At 59.7% G+C, this 20,603-nt stretch carries 19 protein-coding genes and 1 pseudogene; 11 read left to right on the top strand and 9 right to left on the bottom strand.

The genetic code is table 11. The features are described 5' to 3' along the window. Positions 1–105 precede the first annotated feature (105 nt). Complete coding sequence (locus DDQ68_RS05160; protein WP_211320232.1) at positions 106–3,240, bottom strand: ATP-binding protein; 3,135 nt, start codon at positions 3,238–3,240, stop codon at positions 106–108. 342 nt (positions 3,241–3,582) lie between these two features. Here DDQ68_RS05160 and DDQ68_RS05155 point away from each other — a divergent pair, with 342 nt between their 5' ends. After that, positions 3,583–4,110, top strand: a complete 528-nt coding sequence (locus DDQ68_RS05155) for a type II restriction enzyme NmeDI-related protein (protein WP_162549867.1) — start codon at positions 3,583–3,585, stop codon at positions 4,108–4,110. Positions 4,111–4,425: 315 nt separating this feature from the next. On the opposite strand, the gene DDQ68_RS05150 is transcribed toward DDQ68_RS05155, so the two are convergent. The 6 genes from DDQ68_RS05150 to DDQ68_RS05125 form a co-directional block, all read right to left on the bottom strand. Then, on the bottom strand, positions 4,426–4,860 hold the full coding sequence (locus DDQ68_RS05150) for a PepSY-like domain-containing protein (protein WP_109655352.1): 435 nt from the start codon (positions 4,858–4,860) through the stop codon (positions 4,426–4,428). A gap of 81 nt (positions 4,861–4,941) precedes the next feature. Then, complete coding sequence (locus tag DDQ68_RS05145) at positions 4,942–6,204, bottom strand: sensor histidine kinase (protein ID WP_109655351.1); 1,263 nt, start codon at positions 6,202–6,204, stop codon at positions 4,942–4,944. Next, entirely contained in the window at positions 6,201–6,878 is a 678-nt protein-coding gene (locus tag DDQ68_RS05140) for a response regulator transcription factor (RefSeq protein ID WP_109655350.1), read from the bottom strand. Before DDQ68_RS05140 ends, DDQ68_RS05145 begins: the two co-directional genes overlap by 4 nt. Positions 6,879–6,960: 82 nt before the next feature. Continuing rightward, positions 6,961–7,773, bottom strand: coding sequence for a COG4705 family protein (locus DDQ68_RS05135; protein ID WP_109655349.1), 813 nt, complete (start codon positions 7,771–7,773; stop codon positions 6,961–6,963). 203 nt (positions 7,774–7,976) lie between these two features. After that, on the bottom strand, positions 7,977–9,050 hold the full coding sequence (locus tag DDQ68_RS05130) for an acetamidase/formamidase family protein (RefSeq protein ID WP_109655348.1): 1,074 nt from the start codon (positions 9,048–9,050) through the stop codon (positions 7,977–7,979). Positions 9,051–9,319: 269 nt separating this feature from the next. Next, the gene (locus DDQ68_RS05125) at positions 9,320–10,522 is read right to left on the bottom strand and encodes a hypothetical protein (RefSeq protein ID WP_162549866.1); all 1,203 of its coding nucleotides are present in this window, start codon (positions 10,520–10,522) and stop codon (positions 9,320–9,322) included. Between the two features lie 824 nt (positions 10,523–11,346). On the opposite strand from DDQ68_RS05125, the gene DDQ68_RS05120 reads away from it, so the two are divergent. The 3 genes from DDQ68_RS05120 to DDQ68_RS05110 all read left to right on the top strand — a co-directional run bounded on the left by DDQ68_RS05120 (position 11,347) and on the right by DDQ68_RS05110 (position 13,554). After that, the gene (locus DDQ68_RS05120; protein WP_109655346.1) at positions 11,347–12,288 is read left to right on the top strand and encodes a relaxase/mobilization nuclease domain-containing protein; all 942 of its coding nucleotides are present in this window, start codon (positions 11,347–11,349) and stop codon (positions 12,286–12,288) included. A 44-nt stretch (positions 12,289–12,332) separates the two neighbouring features. Further along, on the top strand, positions 12,333–13,001 hold the full coding sequence (locus DDQ68_RS05115; RefSeq protein WP_109655345.1) for a hypothetical protein: 669 nt from the start codon (positions 12,333–12,335) through the stop codon (positions 12,999–13,001). 127 nt (positions 13,002–13,128) lie between these two features. Further along, on the top strand, positions 13,129–13,554 hold the full coding sequence (locus DDQ68_RS05110) for a hypothetical protein (RefSeq protein ID WP_109655344.1): 426 nt from the start codon (positions 13,129–13,131) through the stop codon (positions 13,552–13,554). Positions 13,555–13,678: 124 nt separating this feature from the next. Here DDQ68_RS05110 and DDQ68_RS05105 read toward each other — a convergent pair whose 3' ends face one another. Continuing rightward, complete coding sequence (locus DDQ68_RS05105; RefSeq protein WP_162549865.1) at positions 13,679–14,107, bottom strand: hypothetical protein; 429 nt, start codon at positions 14,105–14,107, stop codon at positions 13,679–13,681. Positions 14,108–14,390: 283 nt separating this feature from the next. Between DDQ68_RS05105 and DDQ68_RS05100 the strand changes: the two genes are divergently transcribed. The 3 genes from DDQ68_RS05100 to DDQ68_RS05090 are packed head-to-tail and all read left to right on the top strand — an operon-like array spanning position 14,391 to position 15,807. Next, entirely contained in the window at positions 14,391–14,894 is a 504-nt protein-coding gene (locus DDQ68_RS05100) for a transposase family protein (protein WP_109654390.1), read from the top strand. A gap of 5 nt (positions 14,895–14,899) precedes the next feature. After that, positions 14,900–15,340 (top strand): transposase family protein, encoded by a 441-nt coding sequence (locus tag DDQ68_RS05095; protein WP_109654769.1) that lies wholly within the window; start codon positions 14,900–14,902, stop codon positions 15,338–15,340. A gap of 44 nt (positions 15,341–15,384) precedes the next feature. Continuing rightward, a complete protein-coding gene (locus tag DDQ68_RS05090) occupies positions 15,385–15,807 on the top strand; it encodes a hypothetical protein (protein ID WP_109655342.1) in 423 nt (140 codons plus the stop codon). 37 nt (positions 15,808–15,844) lie between these two features. Here DDQ68_RS05090 and DDQ68_RS05085 read toward each other — a convergent pair whose 3' ends face one another. Next, complete coding sequence (locus DDQ68_RS05085) at positions 15,845–16,507, bottom strand: recombinase family protein (RefSeq protein ID WP_109655341.1); 663 nt, start codon at positions 16,505–16,507, stop codon at positions 15,845–15,847. Positions 16,508–16,700: 193 nt separating this feature from the next. Between DDQ68_RS05085 and DDQ68_RS05080 the strand changes: the two genes are divergently transcribed. The 4 genes and pseudogenes from DDQ68_RS05080 to DDQ68_RS05065 all read left to right on the top strand — a co-directional run bounded on the left by DDQ68_RS05080 (position 16,701) and on the right by DDQ68_RS05065 (position 20,580). Then, on the top strand, positions 16,701–16,967 hold the full coding sequence (locus DDQ68_RS05080) for a hypothetical protein (RefSeq protein ID WP_109655340.1): 267 nt from the start codon (positions 16,701–16,703) through the stop codon (positions 16,965–16,967). A 655-nt stretch (positions 16,968–17,622) separates the two neighbouring features. Continuing rightward, positions 17,623–18,894 carry a DUF418 domain-containing protein gene (locus DDQ68_RS05075; protein WP_109655339.1) on the top strand — a complete coding sequence of 424 codons (1,272 nt, stop codon included), beginning with the start codon at positions 17,623–17,625 and terminating at the stop codon, positions 18,892–18,894. A gap of 409 nt (positions 18,895–19,303) precedes the next feature. Then, a complete protein-coding gene (locus DDQ68_RS05070; RefSeq protein ID WP_162549864.1) occupies positions 19,304–19,534 on the top strand; it encodes a hypothetical protein in 231 nt (76 codons plus the stop codon). Positions 19,535–19,875: 341 nt separating this feature from the next. Continuing rightward, positions 19,876–20,580, top strand: a pseudogene (locus tag DDQ68_RS05065) (recombinase family protein). Positions 20,581–20,603: the final 23 nt, after the last annotated feature.

Raw genomic sequence — 20,603 nt, 5'->3', positions numbered from 1 at the left:
GTCCTATCCTCCAGCTGCACTTTCAGCGCCAGTTCCCCGCAGGCTTCGGGCACTGGGCACTTGCACGACGCTAGCTGCTGCGCAGTCCTTTGCCCAGGGGCCTTTCTACTTGGTGTGCTGCGCCCGGGCAAGGCTGCGGGAGAGTGACCGTAGCTTTTCCTCCAGCTCCTGGGCGGCCAGGGCGCAGGCAGTTTCTATCTTCGAAAACAAGGACAGCAAGCCGGTCATGGTTTCCCGGCTGGCACCATCGCCCGCGGAAATCAGACCCACGGCCAGGGCCTGAATAGCGTTGGCAATATCCTCAAATTCCGGGTTCATGCCCATCGTGGCAAAGGTGGGGATGATGGAATGCGTGGCGTGCTTCAGGGCAATCCAGTCCTTTTCGGCAATGGCCTTTTTCATGGTTTGTACCAACTGCGGGATTTCCTGCAGGTAGAGGCCAATCATTTCGGCCATGCGGGCGTCGCTCTTGGTTATCCGTTTCAGGTAGTCGAAGTTGACGCAGGTCTGGGACGGGGCTTGCGGATCGCCGGCGGCCGGCGCCACCTCGGGTTGGGCGAAGTCGGACTGCCTCAAGTACTTGATGATTTTGCCGTAGAGCAGCCCGTCGTCAATGGGTTTTGAGAGGTAGTCGTTCATACCCACGGCCTTGCATTTCTCCACATCCACCGTCGTCACGTCGGCCGTGAGGGCAATAATGGGCACGGTTAGGTGCAGTTCGTTGCGGATATATTCGGTGGCCTCAAAGCCATTCATGACCGGCATTTGCAGGTCCATGAGCACGATGTCGTAGCGGGTGGTGCGCAGCTTTTCGAGGGCTATTTTGCCATTACCAGCCACTTCTATCTCAAAGCCGAAGTCTTCCAACAGCGTCTTCATTAAAAGTTGGTTGAGGGCGATGTCTTCCACTACCAGGATTCTGATGTCCTGAAACCCGGTTTCCAGCTCAACAGTCAGGCCCGACTCGGCGTTGGCTCTCTCGGTGGTTTTGCCAAAGCTCAGGATGAAGCTGAAGGTTGAGCCCACGCCCACTTTGCTTTTTACGTTAATGGTACCGCCTTGGGGCTCCACTAGGTTTTTGACAATGGCCAGGCCCAGCCCCGTGCCGCCGTACAGGCGATTCGTGCCGCTGGTGGCCTGCTGAAAGTCGTCGAATACGGTGCTCAGCTTTTCTTCCTCAATGCCGATGCCGGTGTCGGTGATGGCAAACTCCAGGATGACTTTCTCCTTGTCCTGCACCAGCATCCGCACGCCTACGGTAATGGTGCCTTCGCTCGTAAACTTGACGGCGTTGCTCACCAGGTTGAGGATAATCTGGTGCAGCCGCACCGAGTCGCCCACCACCATTTCCGGGATTTTGGCGTCGTAGTCCATTACCAGGGCCAGGTTCTTTTCCTGAATCTTGGTTTCAAACAAGTGCACCATCGCCGCTACTGACGCCGAGAGCTTGAACGGAATTTGCTCAAAGGTCATCTTGCCCGCGTCCACCTTGGCCAGGTCCAGAATGTCGTTGATGAGCACAATGAGCGTATCGCCGCTGAGCTTGATGGCCGTCAGGTATTCCTTCTGCTTATCGGTCAGCTCGGTCTTCAGCACCACCTTCGTAAAACCGATGATGGCGTTCATGGGCGTTCGAATTTCGTGGCTCATGTTGCTGAGAAACTGTTGCTTAGCCTTCACCGCGTTTTCGGCGATGCCGGTAGCGCTTTCGGCTTTGGCCTGGGCTTCTTCGGCCCGCACGGTAGCGCGCTCGGCCGCAAATTTGGCCTCAATCAGCTCGGTGGCAATGCGCTTTTGGTCGGTCACGTCGCGGGCCACGATCACCACGCCCAGCACCTTACCCTCGTCGTTCGTATACACCGACCCGTTGAAGAGCACATCCGTCAGCTTGCCGTCTTTATGACGCAGCGTGAGGGGCGAATCGGCCACTGTGCCCTTGGCAAACACTTCCTGGTAGACCTCACGCGCCATCTGCGGGTCGGTGAAGTATACGAAGAAATCGGACCCAATCAGCTGGGCGCGGTCCATACCGGTGATGTTCACCGTGGCCTGGTTCATGTCCGTTATTTTCCCCTCCGGGCTGATGGTAACGAGCGGGTCGCGGCTGGCCTCAATCAGCCCCCGGGCGTAGTTGGCCACGCGCAGCTCGGCCGCCCGCTTTACCTTCTCGTCGTTTTGGAACGCCAGTTCTTTGTTGGCGATGACCAATTCGGCGGCCCGCTTCTCCTTTTCGTCGTTCTGAAACGCCAGCTCAACGTTGGCAATGCTCAATTCCTGCGCCCGCTTCTCCTTTTCGTCGTTCTGGAAGGCTAGCTCCGCATTCGCAACGATTAGTTCCTGCGCCCGCTTTTCCTTCTCGTCGTTCTGAAACGCCAGCTCTTTGTTAGCGATGCTTAGTTCGGCCGCTCGTTTTTCCTTTTCGTTGTTCTGAAACGCCAATTCAGTGTTGGCAACGCCTAGTTCCTGGGCCCGCTTCTCTTTCTCGTCGTTCTGAAATGCCAATTCAGTATTCGCAATGATGAGTTCCTGGGCCCGCTTTTCTTTCTCATCGTTTTGAAAAGCCAGCTCTTTATTGGCAATACCAAGTTCGGCCGCGCGCTTTTCTTTCTCGTCGTTTTGAAACGCCAACTCTTTGTTGGCGATGCTCAGCTCAGCGGCGCGTTTTTCCTTTTCGTTGTTTTGGAAGGCGAGTTCCTCGTTGGCGATGCTTAGCTCAGCGGCGCGTTTTTCCTTTTCATCGTTCTGAAAAGCCAGTTCCGTGTTGGCCACGCTCAACTCCTGGGCCCGCTTCTCTTTCTCGTCGTTCTGGTATGCCAGCTCCTCGTTGGCAATGCTTAGCTCATCGGCCCGCTTTTCCTTTTCGTTATGCTGAAAAGCCAGCTCTTTATTGGCAATGCCCAGCTCCGTGGCCCAGTTTTTCTCGGCCACTTCCCGGGCCACTACCACGGCGCCCAGCACGGTGCCCTGGTCGTCCTTGTTCACAGCGCCATCAAACAAAACCTCGGTCAGCATGCCATTGGTGTGCCGGAGCGTAAACGGCACGTTGCTGACCGCCCCGTTGGCTATTACTTCTCGGTAGGCCTCTCGCACTAGTTCCGGCTCGGTAAAAAAAGCAAAGAAATCAGCCCCCAGCAAGGTGTCACGTTCCACGCCCGTCAGCGTTACCGCTGCCTCATTCGTGTCGAGGATGTTGCCTTCTAAATTAATCGTAACCAATAAATCTTGGCTTGCTTCAATCAAGCGCCGATATTTTTTTTCGCTTTCCTTCATCGTGCACGGTTCACCGGCCGTGCAGGCCAGCGCCCAATTATTTATAGTTGTGGCATGAGCTCACCCGTTAAACAAAGGATAACGGAGGCGGTCGGGTGTAAACGGACAGCTGGGCTAAGGTAGGTTGAAAAGGGGACCTTGGTTAAAAGTTTGGCATAAAAGTTAATCGACAGCTTGGCCAGCCGCTGGTTTACGGTGGGCGTGAATTGGTAAGCTGACCATAAAATAAAGGAGAGCATCAAAAAGTGTGGGGCAATCGAGGGTAACCGCCTTCTGACTTAACTGGAGAGCCCCTTTCTGTCGGTGAACACCATGCCCCACCCAGCTGCTCCTATCTTATCCGGTACTGACCGGTTGGCGGCGGTCTACCAGCTCAAGGTTCATCTGCTGGGTATCAGCCCGCAAATTTGCCGGCGCGTGTTGGTGCGAGGCGATACGATGCTCGCCGAGTTGCATCACGTCTTCCAGGTGGCGATGGGCTGCGACGTAACTACGGCTATCAACGACCGTAACCACCACTGTCAGGGTCAGAAGCTCTCGTTTCTCTGCCTCGACCAGCACCCCAAGTTACCCGTGCCCGCCGATGTGGCCAGCACCATCCGCCTGATTGATATCGTGTGGTTCGCGCCCGGCACTAGCCGTGTGGTAGCGGCTTTTGAAGTGGAAAAAAGCACTAGCATCTACAGCGGCATCCTGCGGCTGACGGATCTGGCGTTTTCCATGCCCGAGCACGAAACGGCGCTCTACCTAATAGTGCCCGATGCCCGCGAGAAGGAGGTGCAGGCCCACCTCTCGCGGCCGGCTATTCGGGCCACCGGCGCTATCATTGGCCTTGGTTAAAAGTTTGGTCCAAAAGTCGCATTTGGCCCATGTGTTGGATTTAAAAACGGCTAAAGGGGCACGAAAACGGCCCTTTTCGGGTACAGTTGCAGCAACAGCCTATTGCCCCCTCAACGAGAAAAAAAGCGGTATCCGAAACAGGTTTATGTAATTAAAGTACCACTAATGCCCTGAAAACGGCTTTTCGGTACTCAAACTAGCAAAGCTATCTGGCAAATGCGACTTTTGGACCGAACTTTTAACCACGGCCAACACCCCGCCAGCCCGGGGGGGGGGCTGACGGGGTGAGGCATCGGGGGCGGGCCTACACGTGGGTTATTTCTTGGCCAGCGAGCCGTCGGCGTTGAACAGCACGTCGTGGGCTTTGCCGCCCCGTGCTACCTCCGCCTCGTACACGGTCGAGCCATCGGCCCGCACGATGGTGGCGGCCTCATTAATCTTGTAGGCCTTGTAGTCGCTGGCCAGCTTGGTGCGGACGGCGGCGGGCAGCTTGGCGGGCGACATATCCGACTCGGTTTCCACCAGTTCGCCGGCCGGGGTAATCAGGGCCGACATGGTGACGCCGTTTTGCTTGAAGCCGGCTTCGTACTTGTCGCCTTCCTTCTCCCAGGTGTTGCTGGTCACGGCGGGAAACTTGGCTTTGAAGGTGGCCTTCACCGCGGCGGGCACCTGGGCCGGCTTGAGCATTTGGGCGTGGGCAGGGGCGGTCAGTGCCAAGGCAAAGGCGGCCATCATCAGGACTTGCTTCATCAGTAAAATAGGGTTGTTGGTGAAATTATACTCAAAGCTATTGCCCGAACCTGTGATTTTTCTGTGATGCTAGTCCCTTGTTTACGTGGTGGTTATTGGCGTAGAAAAGTCCACCCGCAGCGTGTGGATGGCCCCGGCCGGCCCAAACGTGTAGCTTAGCCCAAATCCGTAGTGCTGACAAATCTGCTGCACGATGCTCAGGCCCAGGCCGGGCGAAGCGGAGGCCGCGTGGTGCTTGCAGAACCGCTCGAAAAACCGGGCGGGGTCACCTTCGATGACTGGGCCGGCGTTGGCCACGACCAGCGCATCGACGCTGAGCGTGACTTCGATAACCTTGCCGCCGAGGCTGTGCTTGAGGGCGTTCTGGAGCAGGTTGGCCACCAGCGAATCGGCCAGGCCAGGGTGCATCGTCAGCACCGGCACCCCCGTCACCACCACGCGCAGCGTCAGGCCCCGGGCGGCGGCCAGCTCTTCCAGCTGGCCGGCTTTTTCCGCCACTACCTGGTCCAGCCGCACGGGCACGGCCAGCGCGAACTGCTGGTTTTCGATGCTACTGAGCAGGGTCAGGGCGTGGTGCAGGCGCGAGAGGCGGCGGGTGGCCCCGTAAAGCGCGCCCACGATTGCAGCCGAGGCGGGTCGCAGGGTGTCGTCCTGCACGAGCTGTTCCAGCTGGGCCTGCATGATGGCCAAGGGGGTTTGGATTTCGTGGGCCGCGTTTTCGGTGAAGTCCTTGAGGCGTTGGTAGTCGGCGGCCAGGCGCGCGCTCATCTGCGTCAGGGCCTGGTTTAGTTCGGTAAACTCGTCAATGGGCGTGGCCAGGAGCGCCAACGGGCCGCGCCGGTGGAGGTCGTAGGCGCGCAACTCGGCCAGCGTACGCTGGAACGGGGCCCACAGCCAGCGGGCCAGCCAGCGGTTAAGCACCAGTAAGCTCCCGAACAACCCTCCCAGTACGGTCAGCATCACGCTCAGCACCAACAGCAGCAAGTCGGCCGTTTCCAGCTGCGACTTGCGCAGCGTCACCCAATACCGGGTGCCGGCCCGCTGCACCGGAAAGCTCAGCTCGCGGTAAGGCACCATGGTTTGCTCTTCCTCGTCGTAGCGCACGGCATCGTGCAGGCCCTCGGGCACCGGCGTGCGGCTCACCCGCAGCGAATCCCCCAGCAGGGCATTGGTCCGGGGGGTGGTGCGGGCGCGGGTGAGGATGCGTTGCTGGTCGAGGAGCTGTTCGTCCACTTCGTTGCGCAGCGCCCAGTTCAGGCTGAAGTACAGCACTACCCCGCCCAGGGCGAACAAGGCCGCGGCTAGCAGCAGGTAGTAACGATTGGTTTTGGCGAGTAGCTTCATACATCCCGTAGGCGGTAGCCCAGCCCGTAAATGGTTTGGATGTAGTCGCCGGCCCCCTTTTCCTGGAGCTTCTTGCGCAGGTTTTTCAGGTGGGTGTAGACGTAGTCGAACGAGTCGGAAGCATCCGCCTCGTCGCCCCAGAGGTGCTCGGCGATGGCCTCCTTGGTGAGCACGCGCTGGGGGTTGGCCAACAAATACAGCAGCAGGTCATACTCTTTCTTGGTGAGCGCGATGGGTGCGCCGTGCACGAAAACCCGTCCATCGTCGGGCCAGGCTACCAGGTCGCGGAACACGAGTTGCTGCTGCCCCTGAAACTGCCGGCGGCGGATGATGGCCTTGAGCCGGGCGTTCAGCTCGGAGAGGTGAAAGGGCTTCACCAGGTAATCATCGGCCCCCAGCCCCAGGCCCGTGAGCCGGTCGTCGAGTGCGGCCCGGGCTGAGATGATGAGCACCCCCGCCGCCGAGCCATCGGCTTTGAGGGCCCGGATAAGGTCGAGGCCGTTGCCGTCAGGCAGGGTCAGGTCCACCACCACGCAGTCGTACTGATAAAGCTTGATTTTCTCGTGGGCCAGCGCGTAGGTGGGCGCTATTTCGCACACGTAGCCGTCTTGCACCAGGCAATCGACGATGGCCGAGCGCAGGCCGGGCTCATCTTCAACCAGCAGGATTTTCATGGGACTCCGCTTGCCGATTAGGAGCCAGCGAACGTAAAAATAAATGTTAATTCTGTGCGCTTCCTGGCCGGTAGCGCATCCGTCAGGCCGCTTCGTTCTCGCCCCGTGCGCCCGGCCCCGCGGCAACTGCTGGGACGCGCTCGGCCCGCTGGGGGAATACCAGCAGCCCAATGATGATGAGGGCGGCCAGCACGGCCGAGGCCGTGTAGCGGCTCAGCTCCAGCCCGCCGTTGGCGCGGGGCTTGTCCAGAAAATCACCCACCGTCGCCCCAAGCGGACGCGTCAGGATGAAGGCGGCCCAGAATAAGACGGTGTGCGAGAGGGTGGTCCAGTAATACGCGGCCGCAACGAGGGCCAAGCCGGCGGCGAAGACGAGCGCGCCGCCTTCATATCCCAGGCCGAGGCCGGCTTTGGGGTCGGCCACCCAGTCGCCCGCCGCCGTGCCCAGGGTTTGGGAAAACATGACGGTGGCCCAGTAAAACACTTCGGCTTTGCGGGTGGTAAGCTGATTGACCGATACCGACCCCAGCGACCAGTACCACAGCCCCAGACAAGCGAGCAGCAAGGCCAACAGAATCGACGTGCCGCCGATGTAGCCAATGCCCAGCGAGCGGTCGAAGAAGTCGGCCAGGGTGGTGCCGGCCGTAGTCGTGGCCACGATGACAAACCAGAACAAATACGGGTGAAACTTCGTGGCCCGAACCTGGACGGTGATGGCCAGTACGAAAATCGTGGCAAAGATGGCCGTGCCCACCAAATAGCCCAGGTTCATCGACATCGTGACGGCGTCGCCCGCCGTTTCGCCCAGGGTGGTCGCGATGATTTTGACGACCCAGAAAAGGAAGGTCACTTCGGGCACTTTGCTGAAATCTATCTTCGGGTCAGTCGTGTTCATGCGGGGGGGCCTGCCTGGCGCAGGTTGCTTAAGTGGGCAATGCGAAGAAGCGACCGGCTTCTTCTGTTGATAGCTAGATACCGTGCCTACTGCCCAAACGTTGTAATTGAATGGCTTGAGGCAAACCCAGCGCAAGGGTAGCTTGCAATCCTGTGGTTAGCCTGGAGTCCTCGCTACCCCTTCTTCCCCCTTGCTTCCCGATTTTACTTGCGCGTCGCGGCGATGAAGAGGCTTTTGGGTAGAATGGCGTGTACGCCCTTGGAACCGTCTACGAGCTGGGTCACGTGCAGGTCCACGGCCACGCTGCACAGCACGTAGGCGTCGTCGCGGCTCAGGTGCTTTTCGGTGACGAGGAAGTCCACCATGTTGCGGGTGGCCAGGCTCACGGCCTCGTCCAGGCTGTTATCAAACCCCATAGCGATGTATTCGGTGGGGGTTTCGGCCCGGGGCCAGTTCAGGTGCTGGCCCTTGTGCACGATGAATTGGAAGGTGCCCACCAGCGACGTTTCCAGCGCTTTCAAATCCACTTCGCCGTCGCCCTGGGCGGCGTGCCCGTCGCCGGCCGAGAATAGGGCCCCCGGCGCGTGTACCGGAATGAAGAGCGTGGTGCCGGCCACCATCTCCTTATTGTCGATGTTGCCCGCGTTTATCCAGGGCGGGTAGGAGCTGATGCGGCCCGATACGTCGGGCGGGGCGACGCCCATGCTGCCGAAAAAGGGCCGCAGCGGTACTTCGATGCCGGGGGCAAACAGCCCCACCAAGCGCTTGAGGTCCAACGGTACGATGCGCATGCGGGCATACGGGAAGTCGTTGGGCAGCGCGCCGTGGCCGGGCGTGAAAGCGTTATAGGAGTAGGGCACGGCCAGCTTCACCGCCTGAATGCGCACTTCGAGCACGTCGCCGGGCTGAGCTTCTTCCACGTAGATGGGGCCGGTGAGGATGTGAATGCCCGGCCCTTTGTCCGTCACCTGCTGGATGATGGCTCGCAGCTCGGGCTGCACCTGGGCGGGCGGCAGGCCCGCTTCTTCCAGCAGCGCGGGCGTACACGCCACCAGCGTCTGCATCTGCACCACGTCGCCCGATTTAATCCGCAGCTTGGGCGGGGCCGCCGCGTCGTAGTAGCCTATTGTTACGGTTTGGGGCGTGGCCAGTAGCTGCTGGACCGGCGGGGCCGCCGCCCGTGCAGGTGATTGGGGGCTACGGGCACTGAGCCCTACCCACGACAGGGCCCCCAGGGCTAGTAGGGCCACACCTTTTCTGAATTGGGTTTTGTTCATGAGAATCAGCGAAATAAGGTGGGGGATGCGAGCTTACTAGGTTGTGGGCACTGGCCGGAAATGATCAACGGGCGGAAAGAAGCCAGCACTTGGGAAAAAAGAGGCGGCTTTTAACTCGTCAGGGCCGCTTACCCTGTTGAAAGCTCGGGTACGATTCTGAGGATAATCAGGAGCCTGGGAGGGGATGGCCGGGGGCCGCTGGCCCTGGCTGTTTCTTTCAAATCCTTCCCACTTGCCACGTAACCTGGTCCTGAGCCTCGCCCGGCGCGCTAAAAGGCTACTTGGTATTGCAATACATATTCTCCCCGCCGGCTGGCCGCTTCGATGGCCCCCGTGGGCTGGGCCATGAAGATGGGGCGGTTTTCATAGTTGACGGTGAACTTGCTATGGTTGCCGTAAATCAACCAATTGACGCCGATATTGGCTAGGCACATCGGGTCGGCGAGCCGGTCGTACCGCGCCCACTGCACCGACGCGTAGGGTTGCAGCGTGCCGTATTCGCCCAGCAAGCCCTGTTTACCCAGGTACGCGGCTTGCGCATACAGGATATTTCCGGTGCCCACCAGTGGGTAGCTATTGCCCGGCCCGTTGAAGGAAGCGGCCCCGGTGCGGGTGCCGTCGGCCGGGTTCATAACCCCCTCATTTTTCAGGTAGCCGGGGCCGAAATCGTAGCGGTAATAGCCGCCGTAAATGGTAATCGCCGTGCCCGTTGCCGCATTTAGCGGGGCATCGTAAAACACATCCACCGCGAAAAGCCGGATGGCTTGACTAACCGTATCGCCAGCCAAGGTGGTATGCCACACCCCTTTGGCCTGGTACACCAGGCCTGCCCCGATGTTAAACACCCGCTTTTTCCCCAGGTACGACCCGGCGGTGCTGGCGCTGGTGTTGCTTTCCGGGTCCAGAAACTGATACATCAGGTAGCCGTGGATTATGGCCTTGGGGTTTAGGGTGGAGTATGTGGAATGAGGAGAAATCGGGTCGGGTGGCGGCGCGGCCGTTTGCGTCACGAAGGGTTTTCCGAGGGAAACGCGGTAATCTACTTTCCCAAGCTTGCCTTTCGCGTACACGCCGAGCCGCCGCACCTGCTGGTCGTTCACGTCGTTCGTGGCCTCTTGAAACAAGGGCGTATCCAGCGCCAGGATGCTGGCTACGGACGAGTTGGCGTACCGCGAAGGCCCGTCCCACCCGTTGAGCCCGAGGCCCAGGCTCAGGGCTTTCGGCACCACGGCAAAGTCGGCGGTTGCGTCATGAAAAAAGGCCCCGGTCTTTCGGGGCGACAGGTAGGAAAAGCTGTTTTGGCCGAACTGCACAAACACAAATACGCGGGGCGTCAACTGCCCGCTGAGTACCAGCCGGAGGCGGCGGATACCAACGTCCAGGGTTTCGGGCGCGGATTCGCCGCTCACGGTGGTTCCCGGATTGCTGACGTTGTAGCGCCCCCACAGCTGTGCCACGAAATTTAATTTCACATACAACGAGCTGTCCGCCGCGAAGTAAGTGGTTAAGCCATCCTGTAGTTTCTCGGGGAAGGGAGCCTTATTGGTTTGGGCGGCAGAGGTTCTGGCACCTGCGGCTAATGCGGCCAGAATGACCATTCTTCTAGCCCACGGGGTCAAGGTTTTCTTCAGCAAAACGGCAAAGGATAAGAGAGTAAGGAATAATGGGCGCGGGGCCTCCGGGGAGTAAGCAGCAGCTTGCCACTTTAGGACGCTACAGTCCACCGGCCGGAATGGGGCAGGTCAGGACTTGGGAAAAGCAAGGGATGGTAAGGCAGCCGCGCTGCTTCCCGTGCTGAAAGCTCGGGCCTGATTCTGAGGATAGTTGGAAGCATAATTATTTTGTGGATGAGCATTGACCGCACGCAACGGAGCCCATTTCGTGTCTTCCAATTTTCTTCCAACTTGCCGGCGTAACCTTGCCTTTTTCCCCCGCGCCCCGGCCCGATGAAGCTCCTCATTGTCGAAGACGAACCCGAGATGGCGGCTAGCCTGGTAAGCTACCTGCGCCCGCAGTACGTGGGGTAGCACAAGAGTAGGAACAGAAAGTATCGGTAGGAAAAATTTGCGTGAGTGGCCGTCTCAAAATACGGCCGTTTTAACGCTACCAAAACGGTTTTTTAAGAAGTTACGGTTCCGACCAAGCTAATCTGCTGCTTTTGCTTATCTCACCTATCAACGCCTCGTTTCGACCTTAACCACTGACTTATTGAGACAAATAGGCTCGTTCTGCGGGCTTGGAAAGGCTTAGCGTTGTTTTCCGTTCCTACTATAGTGCGACCCCCCGACCCGACGCGATGATTGGCAAGGTGAAAATCGGTAAGAGCTTCGGCGGCATCTGCACCTATGTCTTTGGGGAGGAGAAGGGCGCCCAGGTGCTGGCCACCGAAGGCGTGCGCGATACCTCAGCGGCCCATATGGCAGCGGACTTCAACGCGCAGCGGGAGCTAAACCCCAATCTGGGCAAGGCCGTGATGCACGTCGCGCTGGCCTGGCTCGCCGAGGAGAAGGCGCAGCTGAGCAACGAGCGGATGGAGGAAATAGCCCGCGCCTACCTGAAGGCCATGAAAGTGGACCCGGAGGGGACGCAGTGGGCCCTGGTACGCCACCGCGATAAGGACCACCCGCACGCCCACCTGATTGTCAACCGGGTAGACAACGAGGGGGCCACGGTGAGCGACCAGCACAACTACCGCAACAGTCAGGAGGCGTGTCGCAAGCTGGAAAAGCAGTACGGCCTGGTCAGCGCCCAAGAAGTGAGCCAGGACAACCGCCGCGCCGGGCGGGAAGACCTGCTGGCGCGGGCGGCTGCCAAACTGTACGTGCAGGACGCGCTAAGCCGTCACTTGCCCCACGCCACGAGCCCCGAGGAGCTAACGGCGGCGATGCAGCGGGACGGTATTGGGGTGCAGGCCACGTACCAGAAGGAAAAATTGCAGGCCGTGGTGTTTGAGTACGAGGGTCACCACCTGAAAGGCAGCGAGTTGGGCCGGGCGTACAGCGGCAACAATCTGGCGAAGACCATTGAGGCGCAGCAGGACCAGGTGCAGCAGCAGCGGGCCGAGCTGGGCGCGGCCGGCCAGCAGTACGGCCAGCACCGGCTAGAACTGGACTTGGAAGCGTTCGGCCGCGAGTACGCCGCGCAGAAAGAGCAGGCCGAGAAAGCCGAGAAACAGGCTCAGGAGCGCACGCGACTAGCACAGACACCCAAGCCCCCAGCGCCCAGCGCCCAGCATTGAGCGCAGCGGCGGCTACGGAATCACGTAATTTCTTCCCTTTGGTTATGAATCTAACCCCTCCCCCGGCCCCCACCAATGGCGTAGCCGTGCTGATGGCCGATATTGAGCGCATTGCCCAGGAGCTACGCGCCTATAACAAACGGCCCGCGCCCGCCACCGAGGACCAGGTAAAGGCCCTGGTGCAGCTGGCCGAGCGGGACCGGCCGCTGACGTTGCACGTGAATAGCGAAGCCGTAGCCCAGCAGCTCGTGGGCAAGGTGGAGCAGCAGGCGAAGGCGTTTCAAGCGGGCTGTGATAAGCTCATTACGCTGGTAGACGACCGCACGGACTACCTCACGGAGCAGCTAACAGCCCGTTTGGCAGCGGTGCAGGCGGCTGAGGCCAAGTTAGCGGCTACGGTACAGCAGATACCCCGCTCGGTGCCCTTGAACGTATTTGAAAACTGGCGCTCGACGGTCGGCTTTACGCTTGGTCCAGTGGCCCTGATACTGTTAACGATGCTTTGCACCGGGCATTTTTCGCGGGTGCCCAAAGCCGATTTAGAGAAGGTACAAACTGAAAATGAGCAGCTTCGGCAGTACAACGCCCGTCTGAGCAAGGAAGGAACTTTCTACTTGGACCAGATTAAGCGTTACCAGGCGAAGTTTCCCAAAACGGCCGCCAGCTTTCCGAAGTACGTGGCTCCACCTATTCCAGCTCCAGCGGCTGAGTAGCCCTTTTTTACATATTGCAAACGACCGTTTACAGTACGTAAAAGGGATTTTGTCTTACTTAGACCATCGTTTGGCTGAACCGCTCGTCCTCGTGCGGACCTTTCTTGGTTGAGAATAAATTCACCATATGCCTTTCACCGCAAACAACGACCCCTTTACAAACGGCAATGCCTATTTCGAGAACTTAGCCTGGCACGCTAACGCCCTCATCCCCGCTCTGGGTGGCGAGTGCGACGAAGAAATGGGTCCCTATTACACCTTGGGGCAGGTGCGACGGTTTTTCTTTAACCCATCCCGCACACTTGAGGAACGAGTGCAGGTACTGGCCTTTATCAACCATTCCCTAGAAATAGGTAGGGAGAACACTGAGGAAGCTATAATCCTTGAACTGTTCACGGAAGTCTACGGCCTCAACGAGCCATTCACTTCCCTGTTCCGCGAACACTTGAGCCCACCAGCCTGGGCCTTGTTTCTGGCCCACCGAGAACTCGAACGCCAACGCGGGTTCTATAAAGTGGCAAACGAAGGAGAGAGCTACCCCTACGAAGAATGATATAGGTGCCTGATTCCCCAAAAAGTACAGATTTGACCACACCCCTAAGGGAGGCCCAGACCCGCACTTATTCCAAGAGTGGGTTTATAACTAGGATTATGTTAAGGGATTTTTCCGAGAATCGTTAAAGAAGCGAGCTATTCGCTGATGCAGGGAAAGTATCATTTTTGAGTCGCCCTACCCATACCCATCCTACTTGCACGGCAATGTAAGGGGCTTCGTGCTGCGTCTCGCTTGGCCAGTGGTGCTTCTTCTTCACCCAAGTGCTCTGCTCAGCAAAGTCATCAGGTAAGAGTAATTCTACCTCTGGATATTTAGTCCATTGCAAACCCTGCACGCCAGCAAGTGCTTGGTACTCCGGAGGTAGCTCTTGGCTTGAGGAAGCTTGAAAACCTGCTTCAGACTCAAAAAGCTGTTCGTAATGGTCTTTGCGCTCCCCAATGGCCGCTACCAACTGGGAATAGCCAAACCGCGGCTCAAAAAGCCAGACGGCTGCATAAAAGTCTGTATAAAGCGCTGCTAACTGATTCTGCCAGTGGTAGAAGTCGCTCACTAACCGAGCCAACCAGAGTTGCCGGAAAAGCTTGGGAGGTTTCTGATGGGTATGCCAGGGAGCTATGCCTAGCTTGTGGTACTCCACCTGAAAGGTTGCCAAGCGAGCGCTATCCAATACCGCTGGGGTTATCGCTCGTTGCTGATGGGCGCGGAAATGTCGCCGTAAGCCCCGGATAGGCTTTCTGTTCACAAGGAAAAAGGAATATCGAAGTAGGATTCAGTAAAGCTAATTCGGAAGTGTGTGTTAAGTTACTACCCGTAGGCGAGGCGTAAATTTGGCTATGGATTACCTGAGTTTGCGCGAGCGGCCCCGCCAGTTTCTGGCCCTAACCAGCTTGCGAGCGGCGGAGTTTGACGACTTGCTGACCGACTTTGCCCCGGCCTGGGAGCGCCACCACCGCTACCACACCCTGGAAGGAACCAAACGGGCGTTCCCCGCCCACCGCGAGCGGGCCAACGCCGTGCTGGCGGGCAGCGATATAAAGCTCTTTTTTCTGCTCACCTACCTCAAAAGCAACGCCTTGCAAGAGCACCAGGCCGCCAGCTTTGGCATTTCGCAAGCGCGCGTCAGCCACTTGGCTACCGCCCTGCTGGGCGTGCTCAACCAGGTGCTGGCCCGGCGCGGGCTGCTGCCCGTGCGCGACGGCGGCGAGTTGGCTCAGCGCCTGGCTAACCACCCGGAGCCGGTCTTTGCCTACGACGGGGTCGAGCGGGGCGTACCACGTAACACGGACCGGGAGGCCCAGGCCGAGGAGTACAGCGCCAAAAAAAAGCGCACCGCGTGAAAAACATGACCTTATGCGATTCCACGCAGTACGTGCATTTTCTCTCGGCTACGGAAAGCGGGCGAGCGCACGACAAAAAACTGGCCGACGAGTACGCGCTGCACCTACCGGCGGGCTGCGTGTTACGGCAGGATTTGGGCTTGCTGGGCCACGCCCCGACCGGGGTCGTGGTGGAGATGCCCCACAAGAAGCCGCCGAAGCGGGAGTTGACGTTTGCCCAAAAGCTGTATAACCAGTTGCTGAGTCCGTTGCGCGTCGTTATCGAACACGCGCACAGCGGTATCAAGCGCCTGCACATGGTGCAGGGCACTATCCGCTTGCGCGGCGAATGGGTGCGCGATACGGTCATGGTCGTGGCCTGTGGGCTGCACAACCTGCGCGTGCGCAGCCCGCACCGCGCCTATCGCGCACCTGTCCACGCGAAACTCGCTAACTACGCCGAATAAGCTTTACTAAAAAGAGCGTTTCTTTACCTCGTTCCAGCGAGCCTATGATTAACCCACGCACCGGTAACTTGCTTTTCGCGCCTTCGCAGTGCGTTCGTGCCGGCGATTCGGTGGAAGCGGTCCTCGCACTGGGCTTGGGCGAAGCAAACGACGTCAACGATGTGCACACCGGCTGGAGCTGGTTACGCGCCTCAAACGTGCGGGTGGGCAACGACTTCTTGGCGTTGGTGTTCGGGTTTTACCATAACCGTTTGCAAACGGTGCTGCTGGACGTTTTGCCCGCGCTCGTCGGGACAGCCTCGAACGAGGCTGCGTGGTCGGAACAGGCCGCTTTGCAACGGCTTCCGGCGTTGCAGCACTGGGTCCGCAGCGAAGTTGGCCGGGAAGGACAGTTCCCCTGGGGAAGCATCACGGCAGACTACGACTTTAAAAACGTCACCAGTAGCATCACCATTCGGTACGCATAGACGAAAACCCGCTCCACGTGGTGGTTCAAGAAAACGGTCATTCGGGTGTGTTGGCCAGTAGGCGCTGGACGCCCATCGGGTGAAACGCCTTCCCGCGCCGAGTAGTGTAACCGGACTGATTGAGCTGGTGAGCAATAGCCCGCAGGTTCGCTCCTGTGGCCCGCAGCAGCGTCGCTAGCTGGGCGGCCTGCCGATTGTTGACATTGGCCACCGCATTCGCTTGACGCGCCGCTAAGCCCTTAAGCTTGGCCTCCTCGGTGAGATTCGCCGGCGTGCCCAGCGTAAACCCTCGTGCCTTCTTGGCCGCCAGCGCATCCCGCGTCCGGCTAGAGATAGCCGAAGCCTCTTTCTGGGCGACAGCCGCCAGGATATGGAGGGTAAACTCATCGGCCGCCGGCAGGTCCACCGCCTGAAACCGCACCCGACTCTCCATCAGCGTTGCCAGAAACGCCACGCTCCGGGCCAGGCGGTCCAACTTGGCCACCAACAGCACCGCATCCTCGCGCTGGGCCAGGGCGATGGCCGCCAGCAGTTGAGGCCGCGCACTCTTACGCCCACTCTCGACCTCGATGTAATCGGCCACCCTGATAGCCTCCCCAGGCAAAAAGCGGAGCACGGCGGCTTGCTGGGCTTCGAGGCCTAAACCGGATTGCCCCTGTCGGGCGGTGCTGACCCGAAAATAGGCCACGTACTTGCTCATGGGGCAAAACTACCCCCTATTTTCAAGCTTGTCACATTTTCTAAACGTTTGTTTAAGAAACGTGACAAGGACACAAATAGGGCCGCTAGCGGGCCCTTGCCCGACCCTATCGGAAAGCCAGTAGCTGTTTAAACCACCGTTTGGCTGAACTCATCTTACCTTCCGGCCTCTCCATTCTGTTTTCGCCTTTCCCATGGACTTTATAGCGCCGCTGGTTCGCATTAGCACGGTCTTGGCCCAAGCGGGCCACCCGGCCAGTGCGCACGCGTTAGAAGATTGCCGCCTGGCCCTGGGTACGCTGGGAAAGGTCCTGCCGTCCTCCTGTGGTGTGTTGCTGGACCTGCGCAAGCAGCTACCCGACGCCGACGCCCTGGTGGAGAACGAGGCGGAAGCCGTGCTCGCGTATACCGTCCGCCTCCATTACCTCCCGCCCTCGGCGACCCAGCGGCTCGTCCGGTAGCGGCCGGTGCCGCAGGGCCACTCCCGCACGCCGGGCGCAGGGGGGCGATGAAAAATTAGCCAAGGAAACCAACTGCTCGTTTGTAGCAAGCACGTAAAACGGCATTAGTGCTCCAGGCTGCCGCGCAGCCTTACCGGGCTGGGTGCGCCACCCGGTAAGGCTGCGAAGCGGACGTTTCGTGCAAATAAAACAGGGCATCAAACGCGTTGGACAGGGGCGCTTACCACATAAACTGGTATTCCCCGCCGCGGGGCAGTTCCGTTGCGCCAATCTGCCGAAACTTCAGGTTCTTGGTCAGCCACTTGTCAGCCTTGGCCGCACTGCGCAGATGGAGGAAATAATTGGGCGGGGTTGCTCAGCTTCTATTTCAAGCCGATAGTGCCATTCGTTATGGATGGAATGCGTCAAGTTCATAGCGTAGGCCAAGTACTCAATTGCACAAAGCGGAGGTAGCCGCTGGCAGTTTTGTCGTAGCGCGTAGCCAAGTGGCGAAACTGCTTGAGTTGGCTCATGAGCTGCTCCGTTTATTTAAACTTTATTAATAATATATTTTCATCTTTGTGGTAGTCAGGACGGAGACTGCACAAGCCTGTCTTTGTCACAGGCAGCTTGTCCATGGGCTTCTTTGCTCTTTCATACCGTCAGTTGTTTCCCTATGAATACGCCATCGCCTCAAGTAGCCAGCGGCTTCGCCCCCGTGACCACCTCCGACCGGTTTGTGCTGCTCGATGCCTTGCGGGCCCTGGCCCTGGTGGGCGTGTGCTTTGCCAATCTGGAATGGTTCACCGGCTACCGCTTAGTGCCAATGGCCTCGGTCGAACACTGGCCGCTGGTCGATAAGGTGACGATGCAGCTCTCGCTGCTGTTCATCGACGGCAAGGCTTTTGGCTTGTTCTCGCTCTTGTTTGGGGTGGGCTTTGCTGTGCAGCTGCACCGGGCCGAAGCGCGGGGCACCGACGGGGCCCGCTTTTTTGCCCGCCGCCTGGGCATTCTGCTCCTGTTTGGGGCCGTGCACGCCCTGCTGCTGTGGTACGGCGACATCCTGCAGTCGTACGCGCTAGTGGGGTTTGCCCTGCTGCTCTTCCGCCATTATTCCGACCGGGCGCTGCTGCGCTGGGGCGTGGGGCTATCCTTGATGGGCTTTCTGGTGAACCTTGGGTGGCATCAGCTGGTGCCCGCGCTGCCCGCGGCCACCTACGAGGCCCATCTGGACCACGCCGTTCGCACCTTCGCGGGCCCCTCGTACGGCGCCACGCTGGCGGCCAACCTGGATATGATTTGGGAAGACCAAGTGCTAAGCTGGGGGCCGCCAGTGGCCGGGTGCTGGATACTGGCCCGGCTGCTGCTGGGGTACTGCTTCGGGCGCTGGGCCATGTGTACCGGCTTCTTTCAGAATCCGGCCGCTTACGCACGACCCTTGCGTCGGCTTTTTGGCTGGACGCTGGTGGTGGGGCTGGGTGGCGGGCTCCTGCTGCGGGCCGTGAGCGTGCTGCTGCTGGCCCACCGCCTCAGCCCTGACGGCTATCTTGTCTTGATACGCGAAGTGTTGCGCGACCCCGCGGACCTGGCCCTGTCGGTCGCGTACGCCGCGGGGTTTGGCTTGTTGGCCCTGCGCGCCCGCTGGGCAGCCGCCCTTGGGGTGCTGGCCCCGATGGGGCAAATGGCACTCACCAACTACCTGGTGCAAACCCTGGTGGGCCTGTGGCTGTGCTACGGCTACGGCTTGGGGCTGGGGCTGATTGGCCACATCGGGCCCTTTGCCAGCGTGGGCGTGTGTGCCGCCGAGGTGCTGGCCCAACTGGCGATTAGCCACTGGTGGATGCGGCGCTTCCGCTTTGGCCCGGCCGAGTGGTTGTGGCGCTCGCTCAGCTATGGGCACTGGCAACCCCTGCGCCGGCCCATACCCGCATTGGTAGCGTTTGGCTGATTTGCCCTAGCTCACGGCCAGCACTTGCACCACCTTGCCGTCGAACGCGGTTTCCTGCCCGGCCCGCCGTTCCTTAGGCGCTACTGCCTCCGGCGCAGCGGATGAGGGTGTTGTTGAGGTCGAAGCACATTAAGTGAAGTCGTCTAATCGAGACGCACAGAAGCAGGACGTCTATTTCCTGAGTCATGACCGCAAAAAAGAGCAAGACCACGAAGGCGTTCAAGTCTGAGGCTTTACCTGTTGCTCATATAGACGGTGGCTGTTTAAATCACCGTTTTCCTGAACGCAAGTTCTGCTAGGCTGACCAACCGGGTGGACACGGCCATCCGCGCCCGGGTGCTGGCCTATTTTTTTTCCTTATCTTGGCCCGCCGGAAGGACTCCCCTTTCTGCTTTTGCCGCCCCGCCAGATGCCCCTGCTCCCGTTCTACGCCCAGCTGTTGTTCCGGGCGGCCGCGCTGCTCGCGGCGGGGCTCGCCCTGGCCTGCCTCGCGGGCGTCGCGGTGCTGGGCGGGGCCCTGCCGGGCGTGGAACTGAACGAGCAGGTGGCCCGCGCGGCTACGGCGTTGCACCGCGACGCCTGCCGGCTGCTGGCTTCGGCCCGGACCCGCAACGCCCCGGAGTCCGGCGACGCCGGGTAAGCCCCGGGAGTGCCTCCCGCGAAAAGCCCCTGCACCGGCCGGGTCGTCGCGGCTTTTGGGTGGGTATTTATTTTCATAAACCCCCAAAACGAGGCACTGGGGCCCGTTTAGTGCCAGAAAAGAGCTTGTTGGCCTCCCCGTAGAGGCCGGAGCGAAGGTCGCATTAGCGCGACTAGTCGGCTGATATATTCCTCCTTTGAATGAACCGCTAAGCTATACAATCAGCCAGTTTCGTGGGGCTTGGTACCACCTTCTGTTGTGTCTGCTGAGTTTAAGAAACCGGTCTACCAATCAAAGTTTACGAAACTGCGTTAGGAGATGAGTTTCGTAAACTCCTCCGCATGAAGATTGGCTACGCCCGCGTCTCAACCCGCGACCAGAATTTAGCACTGCAACTCGACGCGCTGACCCAGGCCGGCTGCGAGCTCATCTATCAAGAAAGAGCCTCGGGGGCCTTGGCTGCCCGGGTCGAACTCGACAAGCTGTTGCTGTAGGTACGCCCGGGTGACACGGTTTACATCCACAAGCTCGACCGGTTGGGCCGCTCGCTCAAACACCTGCTTGACTTGGTGGCCGACTTGCAGCGCCGCGACATCGGCTTGATTTCCCTAACCGATGCCATCAACACCCACTCGGTCCAGGGGCGGCTCGTGCTCAACCTGTTCGCATCCCTGGCCGAATTTGAGCGCGAACTTATCCGCGAGCGCACCCTGGCCGGGCTGGCCGCGGCGCGTACCCGTGGACGCGTCGGCGGCCGCAAGCCGGGCTTGTCCGCAGAAGCGCAGCGCACGGCCCGCGCGGCCGAACTGCTCTACAACGCCCGCGCGCTGAGCGTTGACGACATGGCCCGCAGCTTGCGCATCTGCAAGGCCACCTTCTACAAGTACCTGCACCCACCGCGGCATGGCCTTGCACGTGCAGCCCCTGCCCAGTCCCCTGGCCGTGCCTATCCCCTGAAGGAAAGCGCACCGATGCGGAGAATAGGGGGTATATTCGCCGCATCGGTGCGGCGAATAGGGCCTTACATTCATCAACTGCCGAACTGACCGGCCTTTACTTGGGACCCGGC

Source organism: Hymenobacter nivis, assembly GCF_003149515.1.
GTDB classification, from domain to species: Bacteria; Bacteroidota; Bacteroidia; order Cytophagales; family Hymenobacteraceae; genus Hymenobacter; species Hymenobacter nivis.
This window is presented reverse-complemented; position numbering and strand designations above follow the sequence as displayed.